Origin of the sequence: Microbacterium sp. cx-59, from assembly GCF_020805625.1 — a bacterium.
Lineage (GTDB): Bacteria > Actinomycetota > Actinomycetes > Actinomycetales > Microbacteriaceae > Microbacterium.
This window is the reverse complement of sequence record NZ_JAJHGO010000001.1, coordinates 223,116-249,465: the sequence shown is the minus strand read 5'-3', so window position 1 is coordinate 249,465 and position 26,350 is coordinate 223,116. Positions and strand designations below refer to the sequence as shown.

Sequence of the window (26,350 nt, the reverse complement as noted above, 5' to 3'; positions counted from 1 at the left end):
CGATGCTCGCGAACAGATTCGCGACGCCGGCGACCGCGCCGCAGACGCCATCCGTTCTGCCAGCACCAACATCGGCGTTCCCGCGGTGGATTGGACGACACTCGGGGTCCTCGGCACGCTCGCGACGAACCTCGCGAACAGCGCTGTGCAACGGGCGACGCTGACCGCGCTCGCGGACCTCGCCTCACGCGACCCCGCAGAACTCAGAGCCTTCCTTGATGAACATCCGGCGCTGGCATCCCAGTTCAGCAAATACCCGCCGGCCCCGGAGTCCGTGAGTGAGTGGTGGGCGTCCGTCAACGACCCCGCAGCCCAGCAGGCATTGGTCTCCGCCGCACCCGTCATCCTCGGCTCGCTAGGCGGCTTGCCCCCTCTCGTGCGTGTCGCGGCGAATCGCGAGAACGCAATGGCCCGACTGTCTGATCTCGAGGAAGAAATCACGAAGCGTGAAAGGGCCATGGAACGTGGCGGCCGCTTTTCGACACCGAGCGACGGACTCGCACTGGAGGCCCTGCGCGAGAAGCTGCGCATGGAAGGCCCGCACCTCGAGCGCGCGGCTGAGGGCCAGGTGCAGCTCTACCTGTACGAGCCTGATGCCGACCGCATCATCGAGATGGTTGGCACCCCGACCGAGACAACCACCGACACCATCACATATATCCCGGGCACCTTCACAAGCGAACACAGTTTTTACGACGACTCAGCAGGTTCCGTGCGCGAAGTAGTTTCCTACCTCAACCACACGGACCCCGACATCGTCGGTTTCGTGTGGAAGGACGGCATTTTCCCTGGGGAAGCGGAGGACGGCAGCGTGGACATGCTTCGCATCACAGAGGCAAACGATCCCGCACTCTCAGAAACTGCCGGGAACCGTGTAGCCGCGTTCCAGAGGGAGATCATCGCTTCCAGTTCTTCGATCGCCGAGAGCACCAAAATCGGGATGGGACACTCGTGGGGGATCACGCCCGTCCTATTTGCGGAAGAGGCGGGAGCGCACTTTGACCAAGTCCACTCGCTCGCCGGCGCAGGCATCCCAAACGGTTGGGAGGAAGCCTCCGGCACCACCTACGACAACTGGGGCTACCGCGACGCGCTGACGATGGCCCAACAAACCGGCCTCGTGTGGGACGGAAACGTCCCGGGCAACAACCCTGCATTCGAGTCCCACGTAGGCTGACGCGATGAGTTCACGGAGAGCAGTGGTCGCCGTGATCGCAGTGGCGAGTGCGCTGTTGCTGTCTGCTTGCACCGGCGGAAAGGACAACGTGGACGACGCATACGACGTAGACGAAGCACTTTCGGTTGTTGACGCAAAGCAGACGACACAAGCCATGGAACTTGAGCTCGCGGCTCTCGTTCCCCAAGACGCGATTGCATCCATCGATCAGAACGACGTCGGCGTTTTCCTGGGCTGTGGACCTGATCGAGCAGCTCAGTGGGCCGGTCACACGATGGTGTTCCTTCAGGGTGAGGCGGATACGGCAGCGATCGTCGACTACGCGGTCGCAAAGTACGCGAGCAACGACCCGTACACCGCAGTTCTAGAGACCGCAGTGGACGGCTCACCGTCTGCTCACGTGCTCGGACCCCACGGATCAGGCTGGCTGATGACGCCCAGCACAGACCTCACACAAATCGAGATCCTCTCGTTTTCGCCGTGCTTCCGATTGCCTGATGACATTCACCCGAGCGACAAGTACTGACGGAAACCCCGGAACACCGCGGAAGAGTGACGCATGACCATCTCATTCGACGACGGGCGGCACGAAGCGTTTGTCCATGCACTCGGAGCTGCCGTCGCTGCCATGCAGACGTACCTCGAAGAACTCGAACAGGAAGTGACCGGGCTTCGTGCCGACTGGGACGGGGCTGCGTCTGCCGCCTACGGCGAGGCCCAGGGCAAGTGGTCGGCGGCCATGAAGGAACTCAGCGCCGCCATCAAACGTGCGCGAGATGGTGCGTCGTCAGCCGGAGCCTTGCTCGTGTCCGCAGAGACCACCGTCCGCGACCTCTGGAGCGAATGATCACTCTCGCACGTCAGGGCCAGTATCAGTCATAACCTGATCGCCAGCAGCCGGGCCGAGAATCAGTCGGCACTGTGTGACTTAACCCCAGAGGTCGCAGGTTCAAATCCTGTCCCCGCAACAAAAGAAAGGCCCCGGATCCTCGTGATCCGGGGCCTTTTGCGTGGGCCCTGCGCGCTCTTCGCGGCCCGTCGCCCGCGGCGAGTCACGCAACCACGCAACCTCAGAGATCGGGGTCGATCGCGGCCGAGAGACGCTCGAGAAACCCGGAAACGATGGCGAGGTCGGATGCGGAGAACTCCTCCGCCACCCCCCGCATGGCTCCGACGCTGTCGCGGAAGTGAAGGCGGAACTCGCTCCGCGACTTCTCGGTGAGCGCGATCAGGCGCGCACGACCATCGCGAGGATGCGGCTGCCGCACCACGTGCCCCGTCTCGGCCAGCCGGTCGATCAGCTTCGTGGTCGATGCGGTCGAGATCCGCAAGTGGCGAGCGATGTCGTGGGGGCTCACGGCTTGATCCCGCTGCTCACGGATGATCAGCATCCGGAGGGCGGCGAGGTCGGTCGCGTTCATGTCCATGTCGCCCTTCATGCCGCTGTACATGCGTTCCATCGCATCGCTGAAGGCACGGACGGCGTAGAGCACGCGCAGCGTTTCGGCATCCTGAGACAGCACCTCGCCGGGGGATCCGGTCATGTGGACACCTCCTAGCGCCGTGGGTAATATCGTTCAGAGCAGGATAGCTAGCTAAGCTAGCAAAGGGAGGTCCGATGCTCGAGAACGAATATGTTGTTCTCCTCGATGACGAGGCACACGCGATCGGAACCGCTCCGAAGATTAGCGTGCACGACTCCGACACGCCTCTGCACCTCGCATTCTCGTGCCACATGCGCAACGACGCGGGGCAGGTTCTCGTGACCCGCCGGGCGCTGCACAAGCGCACCTGGCCCGGCGTCTGGACCAACAGCTTCTGCGGACACCCGCAGCCGGGTGAATCGATGACGGATGCGGTCCACCGCCGCGCCGAGTTCGAACTCGGTCTCTCTCTGCACGGCCTTGAGCTCGCCCTCCCCGACTTCCGGTACCGGGCCGTCGACGCCAGCGGCATCGTCGAGAACGAGGTGTGCCCCGTCTACGTCGCACAGATGAACGCCGATCCGACACCCAACCCCGACGAGGTGGTCGACTTCCGCTGGGTTGATCCCGCCGAGCTGGCCGCCGCGCTCCGCGCGACGCCCTGGGCCTTCAGCCCGTGGCTCGTACTGCAGGCCGCGCAGCTCGACTTCTTCGCGGCCGGCCACACAACCGCGCGGGTGGGCTCGTGATCCGCAACGTCTCCCCCGAAGCGCACGCCGGCATCGACGCGGCGATCGACGAGGCCGTCGGCCGCATCCGTCTGCGCGCGCCCGAACTGGGCGACGCGTACGGAGCATTGGCGGATGCGGTCAGCCGCGCCGCGAGCGGCGGCAAGCGGTTCCGCCCGGCGCTGGTGATCGCGAGCTTCCACGCGTTCGGCGGACGACTCGAGGACACACCCGCCGTCTTTCCCGTTGCCGCGTCGTTCGAACTGCTGCACACGGCGTTCGTCGTGCACGACGACGTGATCGACCACGACGTGGAGCGCCGCGGCGTGCCGAACATCGCCGGAGAGTTCCGCGCCCGCGGAGCCCGCGGAGGCGCCGACGCGTCGGCTGCTGCCGACCTCGGCGCGGCCGCCGCGATCCTCGGCGGCGACCTGTTGCTCTACGAAGCGACCCGTCTGGTCGCCCTCGCCGACGTGCGCGCCGATCGGCGCGCCGCACTCATGGCCCTCTTCGATGACGCCGTCGTCGTGTCGGCCGCGGGCGAGCTCGCCGATGTCGAGAACGCGATCACCCGCCACGACTCCCCAGCCGACTCGCTGATGGCTGCCGCGCACGACAAGACGGCCGTGTACTCGTTCGCCGCCCCGCTTCGGGCGGGCGCACTGCTGGCCGGCGCAAGCGACGACGAACTCGAGGCGCTCCGCGCGAGCGGCGGCCGCCTCGGACTCGCATATCAACTCGTCGACGACCTGATCGGCGCGTTCGGAACGTCGGATCAGGCCGGTCGCGATGCCGGCGGCGACCTGCGCGAGGCCAAGCGCACGCCGCTCATCGCGCTCGCCGAGCAGAGCCCGTCGTGGCAGACGGTCAGCGACGCCCTCGCGCTCGCGCGGACGGGCCCGGTGGCCGTGCTCGAGGCACAGCGCGTGCTGCACGAGAGCGGCGCGCGCGAGCGCCTGTTGCAGCTCATCGACGATACGCTCGACGAAGCGCGCGCCCGCGCGGACGGCCTGCCCCCCGCGGCCTCAGCCCTCGTGCGCGACATCGCCGACCGAATCGGAGAACGCATCCCGTGAGCCCCCGACGCGACGCCGAACCGACGGGGCTGTCGCTGTACGACCGCACCGCGGTGACCGCGGCAGCATCCGTCATCCGCGCGTACTCGACCTCGTTCTCGCTCGCTACCCGCCTGCTCGGACCGCGGCCTCGGCCGCACGTCCGCAACGTCTACGCGCTCGTCCGCATCGCCGACGAGATCGTCGACGGTCCGGCGCGGGAGGCGGGCCTCGACGAAACGCAGCAACGGCACGCTCTCGACATGCTGGAGCAGGAGACGGCGGACGCGGTGCGCACCGGTTTCAGCACGAACCTCGTGGTGCACGCCTTCGCGGCAACGGCACGGGAGTGCGGCATCGGCGCCGACCTCACGGCCCCGTTCTTCGCGTCGATGCGCACCGACATCTCCACGCTGAGCCACGACGACGCCTCACACGATGCCTACGTCTACGGCTCGGCGGAGGTCGTCGGGCTCATGTGCCTCGCCGTCTTCCACAACGCCGGAGCGGCGCACCCGGTCCCGCCCCCCGCACACGTCGTCACCGGGGCGCGCGCCCTCGGCCGCGCGTTCCAGGACGTCAACTTCCTCCGCGACCTCGACCACGACGCGAGTGCGCTCGGTCGCGACTACCTTGCCGTGGATGATCAGGAAAGGACGCGAACGGATGTGCTCGATCGGATCGATGCCGACCTCGCGGCGGCCGCAGCGGTGATTCCCGAACTGCCTGCGGACTGCCGACGCGCCGTGACCGCGGCGCACGACCTCTTCGCCGCCCTGTCGGAACGCCTGCGCCGCGCGACCCCCGGTGCACCGCGCGTGCGGGTGTCGTCGTCGCAGAAGGCCCAGCTCGCCGCACACGCCTGGCTCGGCGGCGCACCGCGCGGAGCCCGCTCGTGACCGCCCGGGGCCGCGACGCCCTCGTCGTCGGAGGCGGAATCGCCGGTCTCTCGACCGCGGCACTCCTCGCCGAAGAGGGCTACCGGGTCACCGTGCTCGAGGGACAGAGTCAGATCGGCGGACGCGCGGGCAGCTGGGAACAGGATGGCTTCCGGTTCGATACCGGGCCGAGCTGGTACCTGATGCCCGAGGTCTTCGACCACTTCTTCCGCCTGCTCGGCACCACGGCCGAGGCGGAACTCGATCTCGTCCCGCTCGATCCCGCGTACCGCGTCTACGGAGAGCCGGATGCGGCGACCTCCGTCGCCCCGCCCGCGATCGACGTCGTCTCCGGGCGCGATGAGGCCGTCGCCCTCTTCGAGGGCATCGAGCCCGGGGCCGGTGCACGCCTGGAGAAGTACCTCGATTCGGCCGGCGACGCGTACGACCTGGCCGTTTCGCGCTTTCTCTACGACACGTACGAGTCGTACACGAACCTCGTCGATCCGGCGGTGCTCCGTCGGGGAGCGCGGCTCGCGTCGATGCTGACCGTTCCGCTCGCCACGCGCATCGAGAAGCAGTTCACCGACACGCGCCTGCGCCAGATCCTCGGCTACGCCGGAGTGTTCCTCGGTGGGTCCCCGTACGACCTGCCGAGCCTGTACCACCTGATGAGCCACCTCGATCTCGACGACGGCGTGCTCTACCCGCGCGGCGGGTTCACGACGCTGATCGCGGCGATCGCCCGCCTCGCCGAGGCCCGCGGCGTTCGCATCGAGACCGGAGCGGAGGTCTCCGCGATCGAGGTCGTCGACGGCCGAGCAACCGGGGCGACGACCACCGACGGCCGCCGGTTCACGGCAGACCTGGTCGTCTCGACCGCCGACCTGCACCACACCGAGAACGCGCTGCTGCCGGCAGAGGCGCGCACCTACCCGGAGAAGTGGTGGACGTCGAAGACACCGAGTTTCGGCGCGCTGCTCGTGCTGCTCGGTGTCCGCGGCGAGCTTCCCGCCCTCAGCCATCACACGCTGCTGTTCACCGAGGACTGGCGGGCGAACTTCGCCGACATCTTCGGCGCCGACAGCCGCATCCCCGACCCGGCGTCCCTCTACGTCTGCCGCCCGAGCGCGACCGACGACGACGTCGCACCGGAGGGACACGAGAACCTCTTCGTCCTGGTGCCGATCCCGGCGGATCCGTCGCTCGGGCGCGGTGGCATCGACGGTGCGGGCGACGACGTCATCGAGCGCGCCGCGGATGCGGCGATAGATCAGATCGCGGCATGGTGCGAGATCCCGGACCTCCGCGATCGGATCGTCGTCCGGCGCACCATCGCCCCGGGCGATTTCAGCGCCGACCTGCACGCCTGGCGCGGCAACTCACTCGGGCTCGCGCACACGCTCGGCCAGAGCGCGCTGTTCCGCCCGAAGAACGTCTCCTCGCGTGTCCCGAACCTGTACTACGCGGGGGCGTCCGTCCTGCCCGGCATCGGGTTGCCGATGTGCCTCATCTCCGCCGAACTCGTGATCAAGCGGCTGCGCGGGGACCGCTCGGCGGGCCCACTGCCGGAACAGTCCCCGAGCGCCTCCTGATGCCGGGCGCCTATCTGCTCGCCATCCTTCTGAGTACGGCCGGGGTCGCCGCTCTCGACGCACGATTCCGTCTCGCGCTCTGGCGCGACCGCCGGCGCACGCTTGTCGCCGTGCTGATCGGCACGGCGTTCTTCCTCGTCTGGGATGCGTTCGGGATCGCCACCGGCGTGTTCGTGAAGGGCGACAGCCCGCTCCTGATCGGCGTTCAGCTCGCGCCCGAGTTGCCGCTGGAAGAACCCTTCTTCCTCGCGTTCCTCTGCTACCTCGCCCTCGTCGTCTCCGGAGCCGCGCTCCGTCCGGCGCGCCACGAAAGCGACGCGGCTGCTCGCGCGGAGGACGCCCGGTGACCTACCCGCTCCTCGTCATCCCCTTCGTGCTCGTGACCGCCATCGTCACCGCGTGGAGCGCCCGCCGGCCGGGCTTCGGGCGACGGATGCGGGCATCGCTCATCGCGGCCGTCGTGCTCCTTCTGCTCACCGCGGTGTTCGACAACCTCATGATCGCGCTCGACCTGTTCACCTACCCGGAACAGCACCTGAGCGGCATCCGGATCGGCCTGGCACCGATCGAAGACTTCTCGTACCCGCTGTGCGCAGCGTTCGGCGTACCCGCCGTCGCCGCGCTCCTGCCCGCCCGGAGGAATTCTTGACCACGCTGTCCGCGGGCACGGTGGCCCGCACCCTCTTCGTCTCGTCCCGCCCGGTGAGCTGGATCAACACCGCCTTCCCGTTCGCCGCCGCCTATCTGCTCACGGTGCGCGAGATCGACGTCACGCTGATCGTCGGCACGATGTTCTTCCTGATCCCCTACAACCTGGCGATGTACGGGATCAACGACGTCTTCGACTACGAATCCGACCTTCGTAACCCGCGTAAGGGCGGAGCGCACGGCGCCGTGCTCGACCGCCGCCTGCACACCATCACGCTGTGGGCAGCGGGGCTCTCGTGCCTGCCGTTCCTCGTCTATCTCGTGGTCGTGGGGTCGCCGCTCTCCTGGGCGGTGCTCGCCGCGAGCATGTTCTTCGTGGTGTTCTACTCGGCTCCGCCGCTGCGCCTCAAAGAGGTGCCGTTCGCCGACTCCGCGACCAGCAGCATCCACTTCTTCTCCCCCGCCGTGTACGGGCTCGTGCTCGCCGGGGCGACCTGGACACCGCAGCTCGGCGCGATCGTCGGCGCCTTCGCGCTGTGGGGAGTCGCCTCGCACGCCTTCGGCGCGGTGCAGGACGTCGTCGCCGACCGCGATGCCGACATCGCCTCGATCGCCACGGTGCGGGGCGCCCGGTGGACGGTGCGCTTCGCGCTCGTCTGCTACACGCTGGCCGGTCTGGTGATGCTCCTCACGAGCTGGCCCGGTCCGCTCGCGGGATTGCTCGCACTGCTCTACCTCGGCACCGTCTGGCCCTACCGGAACGTCGCCGACGCCGACGCGGAGCGCGCGACCGCGGGGTGGCGCCGATTCCTGTGGCTCAACCAGATCGCGGGCTTCGGGGTCACGCTTCTGCTCATCTGGTGGTGGCTGCAGACCTCCTGAGCCGCCGCTACGCTCGGGGGCGACGTGCCACGAGGCGCGCGGACGGAGGATCGGATGCCGGATCAACCCGTGGCCGTAGTGGCGGGGGCGAGCGGTTTCGTGGGTCGCGCCGTCGTCGAAGCGTTGACGAGCGACGGCTACGACGTCCGCCGCATCGGCCGCACCGAGAGCATCCGCTGGAGTGATCCGGATGCCATCGCTCGCGCCGTCGATGGCAGCGACGTTCTCGTGGACCTCGCCGGGAAGTCGGTCGATTGCCGCTACCGCGACGCGAATCGCGAGGAGATCCTGCGCTCGCGCGTCGACACGACCCGGATGCTGCATCGCGCGGTCACCGCAGCCGAGCACCCGCCGAGAGTCTGGCTGAACGCGTCGACCGCGACGATCTACCGGCACGAGGTGCATCGCGCGAACACCGAGTCGGACGGCGTCATCGGCGACGGATTCTCGGTCGACGTCGCCCGCGCCTGGGAGAAGGAGTTCTTCGCCGGCGACCTGCCAGGAACCCGTCGGGTCGCACTCCGGATGGCGATCGTCCTCGGCGACGGACCCGCCACCGCCATACTCGTGCGCCTCGCCCGCATCGGTCTCGGCGGGCCGCAGATCGACTCGTGGTGGTTCTCCCACCGCCGCTATCGCGGCATCGGCCCGGATGCGAGCGGATCCGAGCGAAGCGGCTGGCACCGCACGCGCGGACGACAGAAGTTCAGCTGGATCCACCTCGACGACGTCGTCGGCGCGATGCGCTTCCTCCGGGACCACGATCAGATCGCCGGCCCGGTGAACCTGGCGAGTCCGCATCCGTCCGACAACAGAACCCTCATGCGCACCCTGCGTCGGGCGGTCGGCGCGCGGGTGGGGCTGCCGGCGTGGCGATGGATGCTGGAGCCCGCGATGTGGGTGCTCCGCACCGAGCCGGAGCTCGTTCTGAAGAGCCGCTGGGTGACGCCGGAGGTGCTCACCGACGCGGGGTTCGTGTTCCGATGGCCGGAGCTCGATCCGGCCATCCGCGACGTCGCGAAGAGCTGACGCACCGCGGCACGGTCTGCTCGCCACAACCAGAACGGCGCCCCTCCCGAAGGAGAGGCGCCGTTGCTGCGGGCGGGACTACTCGCCGAGTTCCAGCAGCTGCTGCACGGCTGCCGTGAGGCGGTCGTCGGCTTCGCCGTAGGCGGTCCAGTTGCCGTCGCGCATCGCCGTGTCGCGATCGAGCATGGCCTGCTGCGCGGCCTGCAGAGCCGCCTGGTAGGCGCCCGCGGCCGGCGGCGCGGTGGTGCCGCCATCCGTCGATCCGTCGGTCGGTGTCGGCGTCGGCGTGGCCGAGTCGGTCGGCACCACTTCCTCGTCACCGGCGTTGGCCCCCGAGTCGCCGCCGAACAGCGCGTTGAGCGCGTCGTTCAGGGTGTCCTCGAACGCGATCTCGGTACCGAACGCCACCAGGACCTTCTGGAGCTGCGGCAGCTGAGTGCCACTGGAGGCCTGCACGAACACGGGCTGCACGTAAAGCAGACCGCCACCGACCGGCAGGGTCAGCAGGTTTCCGTTGATGACCTCGGACTGCCCCTGTTTCAGGATGTTGATCTGCGCGGAGACGGTCGGATCAGAGTTGAACGTGTTCTGCACCTGACCCGGGCCGGGCACCGTGGTGTCCGCGGTGATCTCCAGCAATCGGAGCTTGCCGAAGTCCTCGTTCTTCACTCCGGCTTCGCTTCCCGCGTCCGAGTCGACGGCCAAATACCCCATGAGCACGTTTCTCGAATCCGCGCCCGTGGACTGCGGAATGAAGCTGGTGAACATCGAGTAGGTCGGCGATGTCTGACCGGGCATCTGCATGGTCAGGTAGTACGGCGGCTGGTTCACATCCGCCGCCTGCGGGTCGGCCGGGGTCGACCAGGCGTTGTCGCGCTCGTAGAGCGAGAGCGGCGTGTCGACGTGGTACTCACCGAGCATCGCCCGCTGCACCTTGAACAGGTCGGTCGGGTACCGCACGTGGCTCATGAGGTCCCCCGACATGTCGGAGATCGGCTTGAGCGTGGAGGGGAAGACGTTCTGCCAGGCCTGCAGCAGCGGGTCCGTCTCATCCCACGCGTAGAGCGTGACCGAACCGTCGTAGGCGTCGACCGTGGCCTTCACCGAGTTGCGGATGTAGTTGACGTTGTCGAGCGCGATACGCGGTGACGGGTTGTTCGCGTCCTCGATCGCCTGCGACATGCTCGTCGCGGTCGAGTACGGGTACTGATCGCTCGTGGTGTACCCGTCGACGATCCAGACGACGCGGCCGTCGACGACGCTCGGGTACGGGTCGGAGTCGAGCGTCAGGTACGGCGCTGCCTTCTGCACGCGCGTCGCCGGGTCGCGATCGTAGAGGATCTGGGAGTCCTCGTTGATGGCGTCGGAGAACACGATCTGCTCGGACTGGAACTTCAGCGCGTAGATGAGCCGGTTGAAGACGTTGCCGATCGAGGGTCCACCGTCGCCGTCGAAGGTCGTGCGAGTGTCGTTGCCGCCATCCGTGCCCGACGGGTAATCGAGCTCGATCGGGTCGGTGTCGGCGGGGGCACCGACGATCGAGTAGGTCGGCGAGTTCTCACCGAAGTACACGCGCGGCTGGTACTCCTGGTCGCTCAGGAACCCGGCCGACGGGATCCCGCTTTCGATGAAGACGGGGTCACCATCGGTCGTCCGCTCGTTGCCCTTGGCGACGACGAGTCCGTAACCGTGGGTGTAGACGAGGGTCGAGTTCTGCCACGATGCCGCGTCGCCGAGGCCCGAGGTGTTGACCTCGCGCACCGACACGACCGTGTCCTGCGCCTTGCCGTCGACTTGGTAACGGTCGACGTCGAGCGGGTCCTGGAAGTAGTAGTACTGGCGGTACTGCTGCAGCTGGCGAACCGTCGGCTGGATGATGGCGGGGTCCATGATGCGGATGGATGCGGTGGTGCCGGCATCCGAACGCAGCTGGCCGGGCTCGGCGTCGGTCACCGCGTCGTAGTCGGTCGTCTCGAGACCGTCGATCCCGTAGGCCGACTTCGTGGCGTCGAGGTTGCGCTCGAAGTACGGCATCTCGAGGGCACGCTGGTTCGGACGCACCTGAACGGTGTTCACGATCCACGGGTAGGCGACGCCGACGACGAGAGAGGTGACGACGAGGAGCGCCGTCGCGATGAGCGGGTAGCGCCAGCGACCGATGACGGCCGTGACGAAGAACAGGATCGCGACGATGATCGCGACGATCGAGAGGATCGCGAGGCCCGGGATGGTCGCGTTGACCCCCGTGTAGCTGGCTCCCGTGATGCGCTCGCCGGGCGTTGTCAGTGTGCGATAGCGGTCGAGGAAGAAGCTCGTGCCCTGCAGCAGCAGGTAGATGCCCGCGATGATCGCGAGCTGGATGCGGGCGGGCTTGGAGATGCGGAGCTCGCGCTGGCCGATGCGCACCGAACCGTAGAGGTACGACACGAGGCCCGTGACGAGCAGGCTCACCAGCACGACGGCGGAGGCGAAGCCGACCAGTCCGCTGTAGAACGGCAGACCGAACAGGTAGAAGCCGATGTCCATGTTGAACTGCGGGTCGGCGGCGTCGGTGTGCACACCGTTCAGCCAGAGCGCCGTGGTCTCCCACTGCGCAGACGCGGCGAAGCCCGCGAAGAAGCCGAAGAACACCGGGATGCCCCACATGGCCAGGCGCCGGAGCGGCTCGACGACCTCCTGGTAGCGGTCGAGCTGAGAGCTCAGCCGCACGTAGACCGGCCGGAGCCGGTACGCGAGCTGGATCGCCAGCCAAACCGGGATCGCCATCCCGAGGAACCCGATCGCGAACATCGCGACCTGCGCGACCCACTCGGTGACGAGGACGGAGCTGAATCCGAGCTGGTCGTACCAGAGCCAATCCGCGTAGAGGCTCGCGAACAAGAAGAATGCGACAGCGAGCGCGGCGATCACCACGAGCGAGATAGCGATCACGCGGCGGGGTCGATTCGGGGCGGCGGGCGTCGGCGCTGGGGTCGAGGTCACTCGTCCATCCTAAGAGCGCCCCTCTGGGGGAACGCCGAGCGGATGCTGCGGAAATTGCCAGCCGGTCACGAAGCGGTGCACGTGGGCAGCGCGTCGAGGTCGGATCCCGACGAGATCGCGTCCAGAACGCCGACCGCGTCATCGAGCGTGGAGACCGAGAAGACGCGGAGTCCGTCGGGAATGTGCCCCACGACCTCGTCGCAGTTCGTGCTCGGGGCGAGGAAGTATTCCGCGCCCGCGCCCTCGGCGCCCCACAGCTTCTGCCGGATGCCGCCGATCGGCCCCACGGTGCCGTCGGCGACGATCGTGCCCGTCCCCGCCACCGCGGCGCCGCCGTTGAGTTCTCCCGGGGTGAGCGTGTCGATCATCCCGAGAGCGAACATCATGCCGGCCGACGGCCCGCCCACGTTGTCCAGTTGAATCGTGACGTCGAACGGGAACTGGTAGTCGACCTGCAGCGAGACACCGACCTGCCAGACGCCCGCCGCCTCCCCGGTGCCCTCCTTCGGGGTGACGTCGATGCTCTGCGGAGCCCCATCTCGCTCGATCTGCAGCGACACCGGCGCTCCGGCGTCCGCGTTGATGATCTCGCGCAGCTGCTGCGGATCGGAGAGGGCCGTGCCGCCGGCCGACACGATGATGTCGCCGATCTCGAGCGTGCCGTCCGCCGCGCTTCCGGCCTGCACATCGGCGACCTCGAGCCGCGCGCCCACGTCGTAGCCGAGGTGGGTGAGGGCCGCCGCGGTGGCGTCCTCCTGCGAATCGACCATGAGTGTCGCGTTCTCGACGCTCCGCTCCTTCGTTGTCTGCCCGGTCGGATAGATCTGCTCGATCGGCACGACCGCTTTCGTCGGGTCGAACCACGCCAAACCGACGTCGAGCCAGGAGAGCCGCTGCTCGGGCGTGCCGACGACCTGCACGGTGAGCAGATCGAGCGATCCCTCCGTGGGATAGGTCTCGGCATCCGGGATCGAGATCAGCGGCACATCGGCGCCGTCCGCATCCTGCACGTCGCCGAGCGTGTTGTAGACCGGGCCCGGGCGTTCGATGACGTAGGGGCTCGGCAGGAACGACATTCCGAGCAGCGCGAGGAGCGCTACCACGAGCGCCCAGATCCCCGCGATCGCGCCCCGCGACATGGGGCGCCGAGGCGCCTCGGGCACGGCGGTGCCGTGCTGTTCGAACAAGCTCACGCGTTCGCCTTTCCGTCCCGACCGTTCGCGGCCGGCGTACGGCGACTTCGTGCTCGCCCGGCGGTGCGATGTTTCTCTGCGACTAGCGTAGATCGCAACGACATCCCCCGGCTGAAAGGCGCCTGACGTGGCTGACGACGACGACCGGAGCCCCGAGGAACAGTTCCAAGAACTGCTCCGGCAGTTGTTCGGCGCGGAGGGGATCGACCCCGCGCAGCTGCAGCAGCTCTCCAGCATGGGCATCGACCCGGCGATGATGCAGCAGATGATGCGGCAGATGCAGTCCGCGTTCGTGTCCGGCGACGGCTCGATCTCGTGGGACGAAGCCCAGCGGCAGGCCCTGCACATCGCGAACCAGAGCGACCTCGGCGTCGGCTCGGGCGCGCGGGCCGATCTCGACCAGGCATTCACCCTGGCGACCCTGTGGCTCAGCGAAGCGACCACGATCTCCGACCTCGGCGAACCCGCCCGCGCGATCACACGCGGGGCGTGGGTCGAGGCGACGATGCCGGTCTGGCGCGAACTCGCCGAGCCCGTCGCGTCCAGCATCGCCGATGCGCTGACCGCGACCCTCTCCGACCAGCTGCCCGAAGACATGCAGGGCATGTTGCAGGGCGCCGGGCGGATGATGCGGACGATCGGCGGGTCGCTCTTCGCCAGCCAGCTCGGGCAGGTCGTCGGACGCCTGTCGACCGAGGTCGTCAGCGGCGGCGACGTCGGCATTCCGCTCATGCCGTCCGGCTCGGCCGCGATCCTGCCGCAGAACTTCGCCGACTTCGGGGCGGGGCTCGAGATCCCGGACGATCAGCTCGCCCTCTACGTCGCCGCCCGCGAACTCGCGCACGCCCGGCTGTTCCGCCACGCCAAGTGGCTGCGCCTGGACGTCATCGCACAGGTGACCGAGTTCGCCCGCGGGATCCGCGTCGACACGAGCGCGCTCGAAGACCTCGCCGCCCGCTTCGATCCGTCGCAGCCCGAAGAGCTGCAGCGGGCGCTCGAGAGCGGCGCACTGCTGCCCGAACGCTCCGAGCAGCAGACTCAGGCGCTGACGCGTCTGGAGAACCTGCTGGCCCTTATCGAGGGCTGGGTCGACGTGGTCACCGCCGACGCCACGTCGCGACTGCCGAGTGCCGACAAGGTCGCCGAGGTCGTCCGTCGCCGTCGCGCGGTCGGCGGACCCGCCGAGAAGGCGCTGGGTTCGCTCGTCGGTCTCGAGCTGCGTCCGCGCCGGATGCGGGAAGCCGCGGCCATGTGGCGGGCTGTCACCGACGCGGTCGGCGTCTCCGCTCGCGACGCGCTCTGGGACTACCCCGACCTGATGCCGAGTTCCTCGGACATCGACGACCCGGCGGCCCTCATCGCCCTCCTGGGCGCGCGGGCACGCGGCGAGCAGCCGGAGCCCGACGAGTTCGACCAGGCCCTGGAACAACTCCTGGCCGACGAGGGGCGCAGCAACGGCGACCCGGACTCCGCACCGGACGACCGTCCGGACGACGGCCGGAACGGACCCGCACCGGTCTGACTTGTCCTCCCCCGGGCGCGGAGGCGACCACATCCTGTGGACAACGGTCGCCTCCTCCCGGGACCGCACAGAATCGGGTCATGCTCCGACTCGACCCCGCGCATCCGCCCGCCTGGCGTGACGAGACCGCCCTGCAGTTCGGGATCGACGGTGTCCTCGTGCTCGAACACGTCGAGGCCTGGCACGAGATCCTGTTGCATTCACTCGAGTCGGGGATGACCGCATCCGATGCAATATCCATCGCCGGCGGCTACGGGGTTCCGCCCGCGGACGTGACGGCCTTCCTCCACCGGCTGCGACCGGTGCTCGTGACGCGGCACGACGCTCCGCGAATCTACCTCGACGTCGCCGAGACCTTCCCGCATCCGGTCGGAGCCGATGCCGCGCAGATCCTGGCCGCCGATTTCGAGCTCGCGCGAGAACCCGCATCCGATGTGACGACCGTGTTCGTCGCCGCACATCTCGTGCACCCGCAGCGCGCCCTGTCGGTCGCCCGCAGCGGGGCGCCGCACCTGCCCGTCGTCTTCACGGGCGATCGCGCCACGATCGGGCCGCTCCTGCAGGCCGGGTCCGGTCCCTGCCTAGGCTGCTCGGTCGCGCACCGACGGGCCGCCGACCCGGCGTGGCCGAGCGTCGCCGCTCAGCTGCTGGGCAGACCCGCCGCTCCCGTCGCGCCCGGCTTCCTCGCCGAAGCGCTGGGCTTCGCCGCGCGCGTGCTCAGCGGGCGGGGCGGGCCCCGTAGCCGCTCGCACGCGGTGACGATCGACGCGCGGACCCTCCGCCGGACGTGGGCCGCGCAGTCTGTTCATCCAGAATGCGGTTGCCGATCTCTTGAAGGAACCGCGACCGTTGCCGCATCCCCCGTGCGGACGCTTCCGCCCACGAGAGCGACAGCGTACGCGCGGCCCGCGTGATCCCCACGTACGCCAGCCGGCGTTCTTCATCGATCTGCTCGAACCCCTGCGCGTAGGAGATCGGCAGCAAGCCCTCCGCGAGGCCGACCAGGTGCACGTGGTCCCACTCCAGCCCCTTCGCCGCGTGCAACGTCGCGAGGGTCACCGTGGCGAGCGACGGTTCGTGCTGATCCTTCGCGCGAGCCATCAGTTTGTCGGTGAAAGAGCGCAGCGTCGCGTCGGGGCCCTCGTCATCGGCGAGCCGCAGGATCGCGGATCGCGCCTCCCACGCGTCGCGCAACGCCCCGCCCGCGGGCGGTGGTTCGTTCGTGAGCCCGAGCGAGCGCAGCACATCGCGGACGCTGTCGCGGAAGCCGCTCTCCAGAGGTGCGACCGACGCCGCGCGGAGCGCCATCACGGCCTGCCGCACCTCGGGCTGGTCGAAGAACCGTCGACCGCCGAGCACCGTGGTGGGCACGCCCTGATCGGCGAGCGCCGTCAGCAGCTCCGCGGACTGCGCGTGCGCACGGTAGAGGATGGCGATCTGACGCGCATCGACCCCGGAATCGAGCTGGGCGCGGATGCGGCGCGCCACGCCCGCGGCCTCGTGTGCGTCGTCGTCGTAACGCACCAGCACGGGCGCCGGCGCGTCGAGCCCGCGGTCGGTGTCCAGATGCAGCGCACCGGGTCGTCCGCGCATCAGCGCGTTCGCCGTGCGGAGCACCGGCTCATCGCTGCGGTAGTTGCGCTCGAGGCGGAACGTGCGGGCATCCGGGTACTGGCGGGCGAACCCGAGTAGATGGGAGGCGTCCGCGCCGGCGAAGGAGTAGATGGTCTGGCTCGCATCCCCCACGACGCAGAGGTCGCGGCGATCGCCGAGCCATAGTTCCAGGAGACGGTTCTGCAGGGGCGACACGTCCTGGAACTCGTCGACCGTGAAGTGCCGGTACTGCTCACGCACCGCCTGCGAGACGCGGGGTTCCGCCTCGATCATGCCGGCGCAGGCGAGCAGGACGTCTTCGAAGTCGAGCTGATGCCGCTCGTCCTTGACCTTCTCGTACGAGCGGTGGAGGTCCCGGATGGCGCCGAGATCGAGCGACCCGACGCCGGTCCCCCGATCGGAGACGTACTGGTCGATGCTGCGCATCGTGACCTTGCGCCATTCGATTCCGGAGGCCACGTCGCGGAGCGTGGCGGTGTCGGGATGGAGCCCGATGACCTCCGCCGCCTGCGCGAGCAGCCGCACCTTGTTGTCGACGATCGCGGGAGCCGACGATCCGGCGACGACCGGCCAGAAGAAGTTCAACTGGGCGAGAGCCGCGGCGTGGAACGTGCGCGCGGCGACCCCTTCGATGCCGAGGGCGCGCAGACGCCCGCGCATCTCGCCGGCCGCCTTCGCGGTGAAGGTCACCGCCATCACGCGGCCCGGCGAGTACGTGCCGCTTTCCACGCCGTAGGCGATCCGGCGCGTGATGACTCGGGTCTTTCCGGTACCCGCGCCGGCGAGCACGCACACCGGTCCGCGGACGGCGAGCACGGCCTCGCGCTGGTGGTCGTCGAGGCCGGCGAGAGTGGTCTCGCTCACGCCGCGGACTCCGCCCAGTCGAGGATCAGCCGGTACGCGATCGAGGCCGTCCCGGGCAGGGTGAACTCGCCGCGTCCCGCGAACGCCTCGAGGATCTCGGCGCGGGTGAACCAACGGATCTCGAGGATCTCCTCGCCGTCGGCACGGGCCACGTCGTCGTCGTGTGCCGCGGCGTGAAATCCGAGCATGAGCGAGCGCGGGTACGGCCACGCCTGCGAGCCGCGGTAGCGCACGTCCACGACGTCGATGCCCGCTTCCTCCACGAGTTCTCGAGCGACCGCGGCCTCCAGCGACTCCCCTGCCTCCACGAACCCGGCGAAGCACGAGTAGCGTCCGGCCGGCCAAGCCGCGTTCGATCCGAGGAGAAGCCGGTCGGGGTCGATCGCGCTGGTCACCGCGACGATCACCGCGGGGTCCGTCCGCGGGAAGTGCTGACGCCCGCAATGCGGGCAGCGACGCACCCAGCCCGCCTGTTCGAGATGCGTCCGCGTGCCGCACGCGGGGCAGAAGGGAGCGTCGAGCAACCATCGCCCGAGACTCAGTGCCTCGATCGCGAACGCCGCATCTGTCGTGTCGAGCTCGCCCCCGACGACTCGCACCGCCGCCCAGTCGGACACGTCCAGCGCGGGCTCGGGCGCGTCGGCTCCGAACACCGCGGCCAGCACGCCCGCGCCGTCGCGTCGACCGAGCAACGCCCACTCGGGTTCGCCCGGGACGTCCTCCGGCCGGACGAACGCCAGACGCGCGGGCGCGGCCAGGGGAACGCGGTCTCCGTGCACCACGAGCACGAGCGTCGACGGGTTCGCGCGGAGTTCGGCGAGGATCTGCGGACGAACGCGTTCCTCGGCTGCCCGGTCGATACCGGCGCCGGCGAATGCCGGTGGGGTGGTTCCGGATGCGGTCACCGTTACCTCCTCGACGGGCGTGGCTCCCGGATCCGCCCGGGCGTTCGACCTACCCTGAAGGCATGCCACGCTCTCCTCTCACTCTAGCCGCGTCGGTGACGGCGGCTCTGCCGGGAGCCAACGTCGTGAGCGCTCGTGGCCTCGGCTCGAGCGACGGGCGGATCGCCTCCGCGGTCGCCGACCTCGACGACGGCAGCCGCGTCGTCGTGCGCGTCGGCGGCGACGACGAACCCGGCCGCGCGCTCGTCGCGGAGGCACGGGTGCTGGGCGCCCTGTCGGCCGGGGTGCGAAGTCTGCTGCCCTTCCGCGCACCGCAGCTCCTGGGCGAAGTGGGTGTCGCGGGTGGCGGGCGCGCGGTCGTCGCGGACTTCCTCGACGGTTACCGCGTGGACGCGGCCGACGTGCCCGCGGGGCCGGGTTTCGCGACGCTCCTCGGCACCGCGATCGCCGCGGTGCACGATCTTCCCGTCACGGTCATCCGCGCGGAGGGCTTTCCGGTTCGTTCCTCCGACCAGGTGCAGGCCGAGACCGCGCGCCTTCTCGAGCGCGCATCCGCCACCGGGCGGGTGCCGCAGACCCTCCGCGACCGCTGGCGTCACGCCGTCGAAGACGACAGCCTGTGGCGCTTCGAGTCGACCGTCGTGCTCGGCGGAGTCGAGGCGGGCTCGTTCGTCTTCGCCGACCAGGGCGAGGACGCGATTCCCACGGTGGTCGGACTTCTGGACTGGTCGGGGCTCTCGATCGGCGATCCCGCGGTCGACCTCCGCTGGGTCGCGAATGCACCGCTCGCGGCGGAGGACGTGCACGAGGCCTACGTGGCCGCATCCCACCGCTCGGCGGACGCTCACCTGATGGCGCGGGCACGACTGCTTGCCGAACTCGAGTTCGCGAAGTGGCTCGTCCACGGCCACGACGAGCAGGACGAGACGATCATGCAGGACGCCGAGCGGCTCCTCGCTTCGCTCGCCGACGCCACCGCCGACACCGACCTGGTGCGTCCGGATGGTCCGGATGTCGACGACGCGATCGCGTTGCTCGATCGGGTGCCGGCGGCGGCCGACACCGGGATCGACACGTCGATGCACACGGATGCGTACGATCCCGCCGAGCTCGGCGCCTACCTCGACGACGCCGCGCGCACCGACCGTGGCGACGACGACGCGGAGTCGATCCCCACGCTGCCGGTCGATCTCTCGGAATGGACCGTCACGCCCGACCTCGCCCCGCGCGAGAAGGCCGCTGCCGAAACGTCGCCGGCGACCGAGGCACCGTCGACAGCAGCCGCCGAGCCCGCGACCCTCGACGAGTCGGACGACCACGCCGAGGCCGCCCGCGCGTCCCGCGCGGCGCTCCGCCGGTGGAGCCAGTCCTGAGGCGGACGCCGCCTGGCCACACCGGCGCGACCGTGCGGTGCATCATCCGCGGATGATGCGGTCCTCCGCAACATAGAAGAGCGCCACGTCGATCTCGTCGAGCGGTACGCCGTGACGCTCGTGGTATGCGCGCCGGTACAGCTCCAGCTGCACCATCCGCTCGCGTACCTCCGCGTCACCGCGGGGCGCGCGACCGGTCTTCCAGTCCACGATCTCGATGCGCCCGCCGCGGTCCGCGCGCCGGTACACCGCGTCGAGTTTGCACACCACGACATGCGCGCGGCCGTCGAGCCCCACGTGCCGGAAATCGATCTCGGTCTCGACCTCGATGGGTTTCAACGCCCCCCACTCGGATGCCTCGAACGCGGCGACGAGGCGATCGAACTCCGCATCCGGACCGCTGTCATCGTCGGACGACGGGAAGAGCGCGTCGTCGAGCGATGCCATCGCGCTCACACCGGCACGCTGCTCGACCCACGCGTGGAAGCGGGTGCCGAGCGTCGTCTCGACGTACGGACGCTCCGGGAGCGGCCGCTCGAAGGCGGCGACAGCCGCCGCGTAGTCGGAGACGAAATCCTTGTACGCCGACGCCGGGATCCGCACCGGCGCCTCTCCCACGACCGGCCGGAGTCGCTCGTCACGTTCGGCGAGCAGCAGCGCGAGCTCGTCGTCGGGGTGCGCGCGCTCCATCGCCTGTGCCCCCTCGACCGCCGCGGCCGCGGCCGTCACCGCCGTTCGCCGCGCGCCGAGCGGGTCGATCGGCCAGTCCAGCGTGCGCACCAGATCGGCGTACGGGTCATCGCCCGGCTCGAGCGCGGGCGGTGCCATCCCGAGCGCATCTCCGATCTCGAGGAGGAACCGACTGAGGTCACGCGGTCGACGCGTGCCCGCCCAGAACGAACCGCTGAGCAGCAGGTGGTCTCGTGCGCGCGTCACCGCCACGTACGCCAGCCGGCGGTCTTCGTCGAGCGTGCGCGCGCGATGCGCCTCGATGAACTCGTCGCGGCCGCGCTTGAGCGCTTGCTGCGTCGGTGCGTCTCTCGCCTGCCAGCGATAGTCGGGCAGCCAAGCCGCATCTCCGCGGAACTCGTAGGGCAGCACCCCCGCGCCGAGCCAGCCGCGGGTCTCCCGCGGCGACGTCGGCAGCTCGCCCTCGACGAGTCTCACCACCGCGACCGCATCCCACTCGAGTCCCTTCGACCCGTGGATCGTCAGCAGCTGCACGACGTCTTCTTCGGGCGGGTCGGTGCGCGGGGCCAGATCGTCGCTGCGCTCGGCGTAGTCGAGCCACGCCAGCAGGCTCGTGATGCTGCCGTGCTCATCTGCGGAGAGGAACGCCCCGACCTCGTCGACGAACGCCCGGACCTGCGCCGACGCCGTGCGGGCGGGTCCGCGCGCCTCGTTCGCGGCGAGTTCGATGTCGAGGCGCAGCTCGATCTCGATCGCACGGATGAGCTCGGGGATCGGCAGGGTGCCGGAGGCATGGCGGAGACCGGAGAACACGCCGGCGGCTTCGCGGAGGCGTTCTCGGGCATCGGGGGTGAACCCGGCGAGCCAGCCGTGATCGGCACGGTGACGGGAGAAGAACTCCAGGGCGTCGATCAGCGACCCGCGATCGTCGACGCCCGCGGCCCGCAGGCGCGCGAGAACGTCGGCCTCCATCGGGGCTCCGGAGGCATCCAGACGCGCCAGGCGCCGCGACAGATCGCCGAGCGCGGCAAGATCCGCCACGCCGATCGACCACCGGGGACCGGAGAGCAACCGGATGAGCGCCGAGCCGGCAGACGGGTCGCTCACCACGCGCAGGGCGCTCACGATGTCGACGATCTCGGGGGTGGTCAGCAACCCGCCGAGACCGAGCATCCGATAGGGGATGCCGTGTCGAGCGAGGGCCTCCGCGAACCGCGGCATGTGCTTCTTCGCGCGGAAGAGGATCGCCCCGGTCGTCTGCTCCCCCGCGGCGGCGCGCTCGGCACGAACGCGAGCGAACCACCGGGCGACCGCGTCGGTCTCGGCGTCGAGGTCGGTCTCGGCCACGATCTGCACGTCCCCGGACGCGGCGCCCGGGCGGGCGCGAAGCTCCCCGACTGGCACGGCTGCCCGGGTCGCGAGCGGCGCGAGAACGGCGGTCGCCGCGGTCAGCACGACGGGGCTGTTGCGCCAGCTCGTCAGAAGACGGAACCGTTCGCACTCGCCGTCCGGGGCGAAGGCGCTCGGGAAGCCGTCGAGGTTGCCGGCGGACGCGCCCCGCCATCCGTAGATCGCCTGGTGCGGATCGCCGACCGCCATCACGGCCGTGCCGCCGAAGAGCTGCGCGAGCAGGAGCGTCTGCACGACCGACGTGTCTTGGTACTCGTCGAGCAGCACCACACGGAAGCGGTCGCGCAGCTCCGCGGCGACCGCGGGATCGGCGTTCGCGATCTCGTACGCCCCCGAAACCTGATCGGCGAAGTCGATGACCCCGAGGCGGCGCTTGCGCTCGGCGTACTCGCGGGCGAGGCGCGCGAAAAGCGCCAGCCGATCGACGGCTGCCGCATCCGTTCGAACATCCGCGTAGACCGTGGTGCGCGCCGAATCCGAGGGCCGCTCGAGTACGTCTCGGAACCGCTCGGGGAATCGCTCCAGCACGTCCAGGTCGACGAGATTGTCGACGCTGTCTCGCGCGACCCGCAGCGCCTGGTCGACCAGGGTGCGGACGGACCCGTCGAACGCGTCGAGCGCCGGGTCGTCGGAGGCCAGCACGACACGGCGCATGAGCAGCCACGCGGCGGATTCGGAGAGCACGACCGCCTCCGCGTCCCGGCCGATGCGCACGGCATGTTCGCGGACGATCGAATCGGCGAAGCTGTTATAGGTCGACACCGTCGGGCGATCCAGCAGGTCATCGGCCGGCGCGGCGTCCGGAGCCTCACCGGGCGCACCCAGCGCATCGAGCGCATCCCGGCGCGCCGATTCGCCGCCGCCCTCCCGCTCGATGCGCCCGAACACCTCGAGCGCGCCGTCGGCGTGCAGGGCAGGGAGCTGCGCGAGGAGCCCCCGCCGTTCGAACTCCGCCAGCCGGATGAGGCGTCGCTGCACTCGTTCGGCGAGTTCTCCGGAGGCCTTGCGCGTGAACGTCAAGCCGAGCACCTGATCGCGGCGGACGATCCCGTTGGCGACGAGCCACACGACACGCCCTGCCATCGTCTCGGTCTTGCCGCTGCCGGCGCCCGCGATCACGAGCGCGGGGCGAGCCGGGGACTCGATCACGGCGGTCTGCTCGGCCGTCGGCGGAAACTGCCCGAGAGCGGCGGCGATGGCGGCCGCACCGATGCGCGGCTCGTCGGCGGAGGCGGCGGTCACGGCGCACTCACCGGGGGGACCGTGTGGATGCGGCACAGCCCGTGGCCGAAATCATCGCGGCAATGATCTTCGTAGGGGGCCCGGAACGTGCGCCCGGACATCACCCGGGCCGCGTCGTCGAGGCGCGCGAGGAATGCTGCTCTCCCCTGCTCGTCGAGCGGGGGTTGCGTGGGCGTCGTGTAATCGTGCTTCGTTCCCGGCTGCAGAACGAGCAGCTTCGCCCCCGCCGTCTGCCGCTCGCCCGCGTCGGGTACCGCGCCCGCGGCGACGGCGACCTGGTACGCGGCCAGCTGCGGATGCTCGGCCACCTTGGCGTCGGTGTGCGGCACACTCTTTCCGGTCTTCAGATCGACGATCACCACGCGGTCATCCGCCGTCGCCTCCACGCGGTCGATCGTCCCCGACAGCACGAGGGGAAGGGCCTGGTCATCGTCCGGGAACGGCAGTTCGACCTCGAATAGCGATTCCGCGCCCAGCAGCCGACCGCCCTGCGCCTCGAACTCGCGGAGATAGCGCGACAACCGCCGCACGAGGTCCTGCGCGCGGGCGCGCTCAGCGCGCTCGCGCCACGGAGCATCGAACTCGAGCTCGCTCCACCGCGCGGCAACGGCCGCCCAGAGCGAATCGGCATCCGGCTCGGCGGTTTCGAGCGCATGGTGCAGAAGCGTGCCGAGCCCCGCGGTCATCGTGCCCGGGTCTCCCCCGAGGTCACCGATCACCCAGTCGAGTTGGCACTGCTCCAACGCCTCCACGCGCGATGGCGACACGCGCACGCTCTCGGCCCGCGGGTCGTGGAGCGGCGCGGTCGATGTCGGCGGAGCCACGCCGTACCAGGTCGTCGGCGCGGCACCCGGAACCCGGGCGTCCGCCAGCAGGGCGAGCTGCGCGGCGGCATGCGCGCGCTGGCCCGGGGTGCTGCTCGCCGTGACGAGCGTGCGACGGTGCGCGGCGGTCAGCCCCCGGAGCGACAGGGGATGCACGACGGGCGCCGGGGCCGCATCCGGAAGCACCTCGAGAAACGGGCTCGGCGCGTGGGCGTCATCGGCGACCGCGGTGACGATGACCCGGTTGTTCGCCCGCGAGAGCGCGCGGGCGAACAGCCGCAACTCGTCGTGGAGGACCTCGCGGCGGCGGTCGAGCGCCGACGAAACGGGAGCGTCGGGACGCATGGCCTCCGCCAGACGCCACGCCTGCAAGAGCGTGCCGCGCAGGCGCGTGTTCGGCCAGACGCCGTCCTGCACCCCCGCGATCACGACGGTGTCGAACTCGAGGCCGAGCGCGGCGGTGGGCGTGAGGATCTGCACCCGTCGACGACCGCCCGGGGCGGAGAACAGGTCGTCTGCCACGTCGCTGTCGAGCACGCCGCGCAGGAACACCATCGGGCTCGCCACGCCGCCGTCCTCCGCGCGCTCGCCGAACCGTTTCGCCGCCTGGAACAGCGCGACGATCGCGTCGAGGTCGCGGCCGGCCTGCTCGGCCAGCGGGCCGTTGCCGCGCGCGGTCTGCGCCCAGGAGCGCTCGTGGCCGCTCCGCGACCACGCCGTCCACAGCAGCTGATGCGCGCTGGCGCCGCTCGCTAGTTCTGCGCGCAGCATTCCCAGGGTTTCCGCCACGCGCGCCGCGCGCAGCGCCTCGCGCGTGCCGAGCAGCACGAGCTCCGCGGGCTCCCGGAGCGCGGCGGCGAACAGCTCCCGCGCCGGGCGAGCACCTCCGGCCGCGATCTCGGACTGCCGCAGGGCGCTCCGCAGCCGTCGCAGGTCGACGGGATCGAACCCCGCCGACAGCAGCGTCTCGACCGGATCCGATTCATCGTCGTCAGCAGCCGCGCACACGACGCTCACGAGACTTCGCACGCTCCCCCGGCGCCCGAGCGGCTCGGCGAGTCCGGGCGCGCGGGCGGGCACCTCGCGCGCCGACAGCTCTGCCTCCAGGGTCGCCACCTGCCGCGAATCGTGCGCGATCACCGCGCACCGCTCCCAGGCGACGGCGTCGTGCAGATGCCGCTCCCGCAGCACGCGGGCGATCGCGTCGTGCTCCTCGGTCACCGAGCGCGCGGTGAGTACTCGCACGGAGCCGTCATCGGCTGCGCCGCGCGGCGCAGAACGATGCGCCACGATTCCGGCGGCGCCGATCCGCTGCGTGACCGCGCGGACGACGTCGGCGTTGAAGGCCGTGCCCCGATGCACCGCACGGAGCACGATCGTCTCGCCGAGCGAACCCGCCAGCGCGGCGAAGTGCTCGGGTCGGGCGCCGCGGAACACCCCGGAGCCGAGGTCGGGGTCGCCGAACGCCATCACCCCGACGCCGCGCTCGTGCAGCGCCTCGAGGAGAGCCACCCCGCCCCGGGTGAGTTCCTGCGCGTCGTCGACCAGCACGGCGCCGAGACGGCGGACGGCCGCGAAGGCCGGATCGGCGTGGTCCAGTGTGCGCACCAGCGCCACCGCTTCGTCGGTGAGTCCGGCCGCATCGCGGTACGCCGTCCGGAGGTCGGCGCGGACGTCGTCATACTCGACCATGAACTCCGCGAGCGCCGCCCACACCGGCACGCCGTGCCGCCGGGCGAGTTCGCTCAGATGGGCGGGAGAAAGCTGCAGGGCGACGCACTCCGCCAGAAACGCGCGGACTTCGCTCCGGAACGCACGAGACGAGCGCACGGAGGCACCGAAGCCGTCGGGCCAGAACGAGGGCGCACCCTCTGCGTCGTCGGCTTCGTGACCGCGGAGGAGATCGTGGATGATCTGATCGTCGTCGGCACCGGTGAGAAGTCGCGGCGCGGGGCGGCCGCGCTGGATCTCGTGGGCGCGCACGATCTCGAACGCCAACGACACCACGGACCGCGCCGGGGCCCCCGACCTCGCGCTCCCCATCGCGATCGACAGACGGTCTCGCAGGGCGGTCGCGGTCTGCCGGGTCGGCGTCAGCACGAGCACGGCGTCCGGGTCGATGCCTGCCCGAACGAGCGCCGCCGCGCGCTCGACGATGACCGTCGTCTTACCGCTGCCGGGCGCGCCGACGACGAGACCGGATGCGGACGCCGGCCGCGCGAGCACAGCGGCCTGATCGTCGTCCCAGACCGGGTCGGTCGCCTCCGGCGCCGCCACGGAATCGCTCACCGCATCCATCCCTGCAACGCTAACCC

General features: G+C 70.1%; 20 protein-coding genes. 13 read left to right on the top strand and 7 right to left on the bottom strand.

The window, feature by feature from the left end; genetic code table 11:
* Nucleotides 1–85: 85 nt before the first annotated feature.
* The 3 genes from LMI96_RS01080 to LMI96_RS01070 are packed head-to-tail and all read left to right on the top strand — an operon-like array spanning nucleotide 86 to nucleotide 2,024.
* A complete protein-coding gene (locus LMI96_RS01080) occupies nucleotides 86–1,177 on the top strand; it encodes a hypothetical protein (protein ID WP_228360164.1) in 1,092 nt (363 codons plus the stop codon).
* Between the two features lie 4 nt (nucleotides 1,178–1,181).
* A complete protein-coding gene (locus LMI96_RS01075; protein ID WP_228360163.1) occupies nucleotides 1,182–1,703 on the top strand; it encodes a hypothetical protein in 522 nt (173 codons plus the stop codon).
* A 33-nt stretch (nucleotides 1,704–1,736) separates the two neighbouring features.
* Complete coding sequence (locus tag LMI96_RS01070) at nucleotides 1,737–2,024, top strand: WXG100 family type VII secretion target (RefSeq protein WP_223720763.1); 288 nt, start codon at nucleotides 1,737–1,739, stop codon at nucleotides 2,022–2,024.
* Nucleotides 2,025–2,247: 223 nt separating this feature from the next.
* Here the strand turns inward: LMI96_RS01070 and LMI96_RS01065 are convergent, their stop codons facing one another.
* Nucleotides 2,248–2,721 (bottom strand): MarR family winged helix-turn-helix transcriptional regulator, encoded by a 474-nt coding sequence (locus LMI96_RS01065; protein ID WP_228360162.1) that lies wholly within the window; start codon nucleotides 2,719–2,721, stop codon nucleotides 2,248–2,250.
* Between the two features lie 74 nt (nucleotides 2,722–2,795).
* On the opposite strand from LMI96_RS01065, the gene idi reads away from it, so the two are divergent.
* The 8 genes from idi to LMI96_RS01025 are packed head-to-tail and all read left to right on the top strand — an operon-like array spanning nucleotide 2,796 to nucleotide 9,416.
* On the top strand, nucleotides 2,796–3,350 hold the full coding sequence (idi, locus tag LMI96_RS01060) for an isopentenyl-diphosphate Delta-isomerase (RefSeq protein WP_228360161.1): 555 nt from the start codon (nucleotides 2,796–2,798) through the stop codon (nucleotides 3,348–3,350).
* On the top strand, nucleotides 3,347–4,405 hold the full coding sequence (locus tag LMI96_RS01055; protein WP_223720760.1) for a polyprenyl synthetase family protein: 1,059 nt from the start codon (nucleotides 3,347–3,349) through the stop codon (nucleotides 4,403–4,405). The genes idi and LMI96_RS01055 overlap by 4 nt, the downstream gene beginning before the upstream one ends.
* Nucleotides 4,402–5,283 (top strand): squalene/phytoene synthase family protein, encoded by an 882-nt coding sequence (locus tag LMI96_RS01050; RefSeq protein WP_228360160.1) that lies wholly within the window; start codon nucleotides 4,402–4,404, stop codon nucleotides 5,281–5,283. Before LMI96_RS01055 ends, LMI96_RS01050 begins: the two co-directional genes overlap by 4 nt.
* Nucleotides 5,280–6,857 carry a phytoene desaturase family protein gene (gene crtI, locus LMI96_RS01045; protein WP_228360159.1) on the top strand — a complete coding sequence of 526 codons (1,578 nt, stop codon included), beginning with the start codon at nucleotides 5,280–5,282 and terminating at the stop codon, nucleotides 6,855–6,857. Before LMI96_RS01050 ends, crtI begins: the two co-directional genes overlap by 4 nt.
* Nucleotides 6,857–7,204 (top strand): lycopene cyclase domain-containing protein, encoded by a 348-nt coding sequence (locus tag LMI96_RS01040; RefSeq protein ID WP_223720757.1) that lies wholly within the window; start codon nucleotides 6,857–6,859, stop codon nucleotides 7,202–7,204. Before crtI ends, LMI96_RS01040 begins: the two co-directional genes overlap by 1 nt.
* On the top strand, nucleotides 7,201–7,506 hold the full coding sequence (locus LMI96_RS01035) for a lycopene cyclase domain-containing protein (protein ID WP_228360158.1): 306 nt from the start codon (nucleotides 7,201–7,203) through the stop codon (nucleotides 7,504–7,506). The genes LMI96_RS01040 and LMI96_RS01035 overlap by 4 nt, the downstream gene beginning before the upstream one ends.
* Nucleotides 7,503–8,387 carry a prenyltransferase gene (locus tag LMI96_RS01030; protein WP_374197896.1) on the top strand — a complete coding sequence of 295 codons (885 nt, stop codon included), beginning with the start codon at nucleotides 7,503–7,505 and terminating at the stop codon, nucleotides 8,385–8,387. Before LMI96_RS01035 ends, LMI96_RS01030 begins: the two co-directional genes overlap by 4 nt.
* Nucleotides 8,388–8,441: 54 nt before the next feature.
* Nucleotides 8,442–9,416 (top strand): epimerase, encoded by a 975-nt coding sequence (locus tag LMI96_RS01025; protein ID WP_228360157.1) that lies wholly within the window; start codon nucleotides 8,442–8,444, stop codon nucleotides 9,414–9,416.
* A gap of 78 nt (nucleotides 9,417–9,494) precedes the next feature.
* On the opposite strand, the gene LMI96_RS01020 is transcribed toward LMI96_RS01025, so the two are convergent.
* The gene (locus LMI96_RS01020) at nucleotides 9,495–12,398 is read right to left on the bottom strand and encodes a UPF0182 family protein (RefSeq protein ID WP_223720754.1); all 2,904 of its coding nucleotides are present in this window, start codon (nucleotides 12,396–12,398) and stop codon (nucleotides 9,495–9,497) included.
* A gap of 65 nt (nucleotides 12,399–12,463) precedes the next feature.
* Nucleotides 12,464–13,591, bottom strand: coding sequence for a PDZ domain-containing protein (locus tag LMI96_RS01015; protein WP_228360156.1), 1,128 nt, complete (start codon nucleotides 13,589–13,591; stop codon nucleotides 12,464–12,466).
* A gap of 127 nt (nucleotides 13,592–13,718) precedes the next feature.
* On the opposite strand from LMI96_RS01015, the gene LMI96_RS01010 reads away from it, so the two are divergent.
* Nucleotides 13,719–15,113: a zinc-dependent metalloprotease gene (locus LMI96_RS01010; RefSeq protein WP_223720752.1), complete on the top strand. Its 1,395-nt coding sequence runs from the start codon at nucleotides 13,719–13,721 to the stop codon at nucleotides 15,111–15,113.
* A 717-nt stretch (nucleotides 15,114–15,830) separates the two neighbouring features.
* Here LMI96_RS01010 and LMI96_RS01005 read toward each other — a convergent pair.
* Nucleotides 15,831–17,591, bottom strand: coding sequence for an ATP-dependent helicase (locus LMI96_RS01005; RefSeq protein ID WP_223720751.1), 1,761 nt, complete (start codon nucleotides 17,589–17,591; stop codon nucleotides 15,831–15,833).
* Nucleotides 17,588–18,496: an NAD(+) diphosphatase gene (nudC, locus tag LMI96_RS01000; RefSeq protein WP_223720750.1), complete on the bottom strand. Its 909-nt coding sequence runs from the start codon at nucleotides 18,494–18,496 to the stop codon at nucleotides 17,588–17,590. The genes LMI96_RS01005 and nudC overlap by 4 nt, the downstream gene beginning before the upstream one ends.
* Before the next feature lie 62 nt (nucleotides 18,497–18,558).
* Here nudC and LMI96_RS00995 point away from each other — a divergent pair, with 62 nt between their 5' ends.
* Nucleotides 18,559–19,869 (top strand): phosphotransferase, encoded by a 1,311-nt coding sequence (locus LMI96_RS00995; protein ID WP_223720749.1) that lies wholly within the window; start codon nucleotides 18,559–18,561, stop codon nucleotides 19,867–19,869.
* 42 nt (nucleotides 19,870–19,911) lie between these two features.
* Here the strand turns inward: LMI96_RS00995 and LMI96_RS00990 are convergent, their stop codons facing one another.
* Together LMI96_RS00990 and LMI96_RS00985 are read right to left on the bottom strand one after the other, a co-directional pair.
* Nucleotides 19,912–23,211: an ATP-dependent DNA helicase gene (locus tag LMI96_RS00990; protein WP_223720748.1), complete on the bottom strand. Its 3,300-nt coding sequence runs from the start codon at nucleotides 23,209–23,211 to the stop codon at nucleotides 19,912–19,914.
* Complete coding sequence (locus LMI96_RS00985) at nucleotides 23,208–26,324, bottom strand: ATP-dependent DNA helicase (protein ID WP_228360155.1); 3,117 nt, start codon at nucleotides 26,322–26,324, stop codon at nucleotides 23,208–23,210. The genes LMI96_RS00990 and LMI96_RS00985 overlap by 4 nt, the downstream gene beginning before the upstream one ends.
* Nucleotides 26,325–26,350 lie beyond the last annotated feature (26 nt).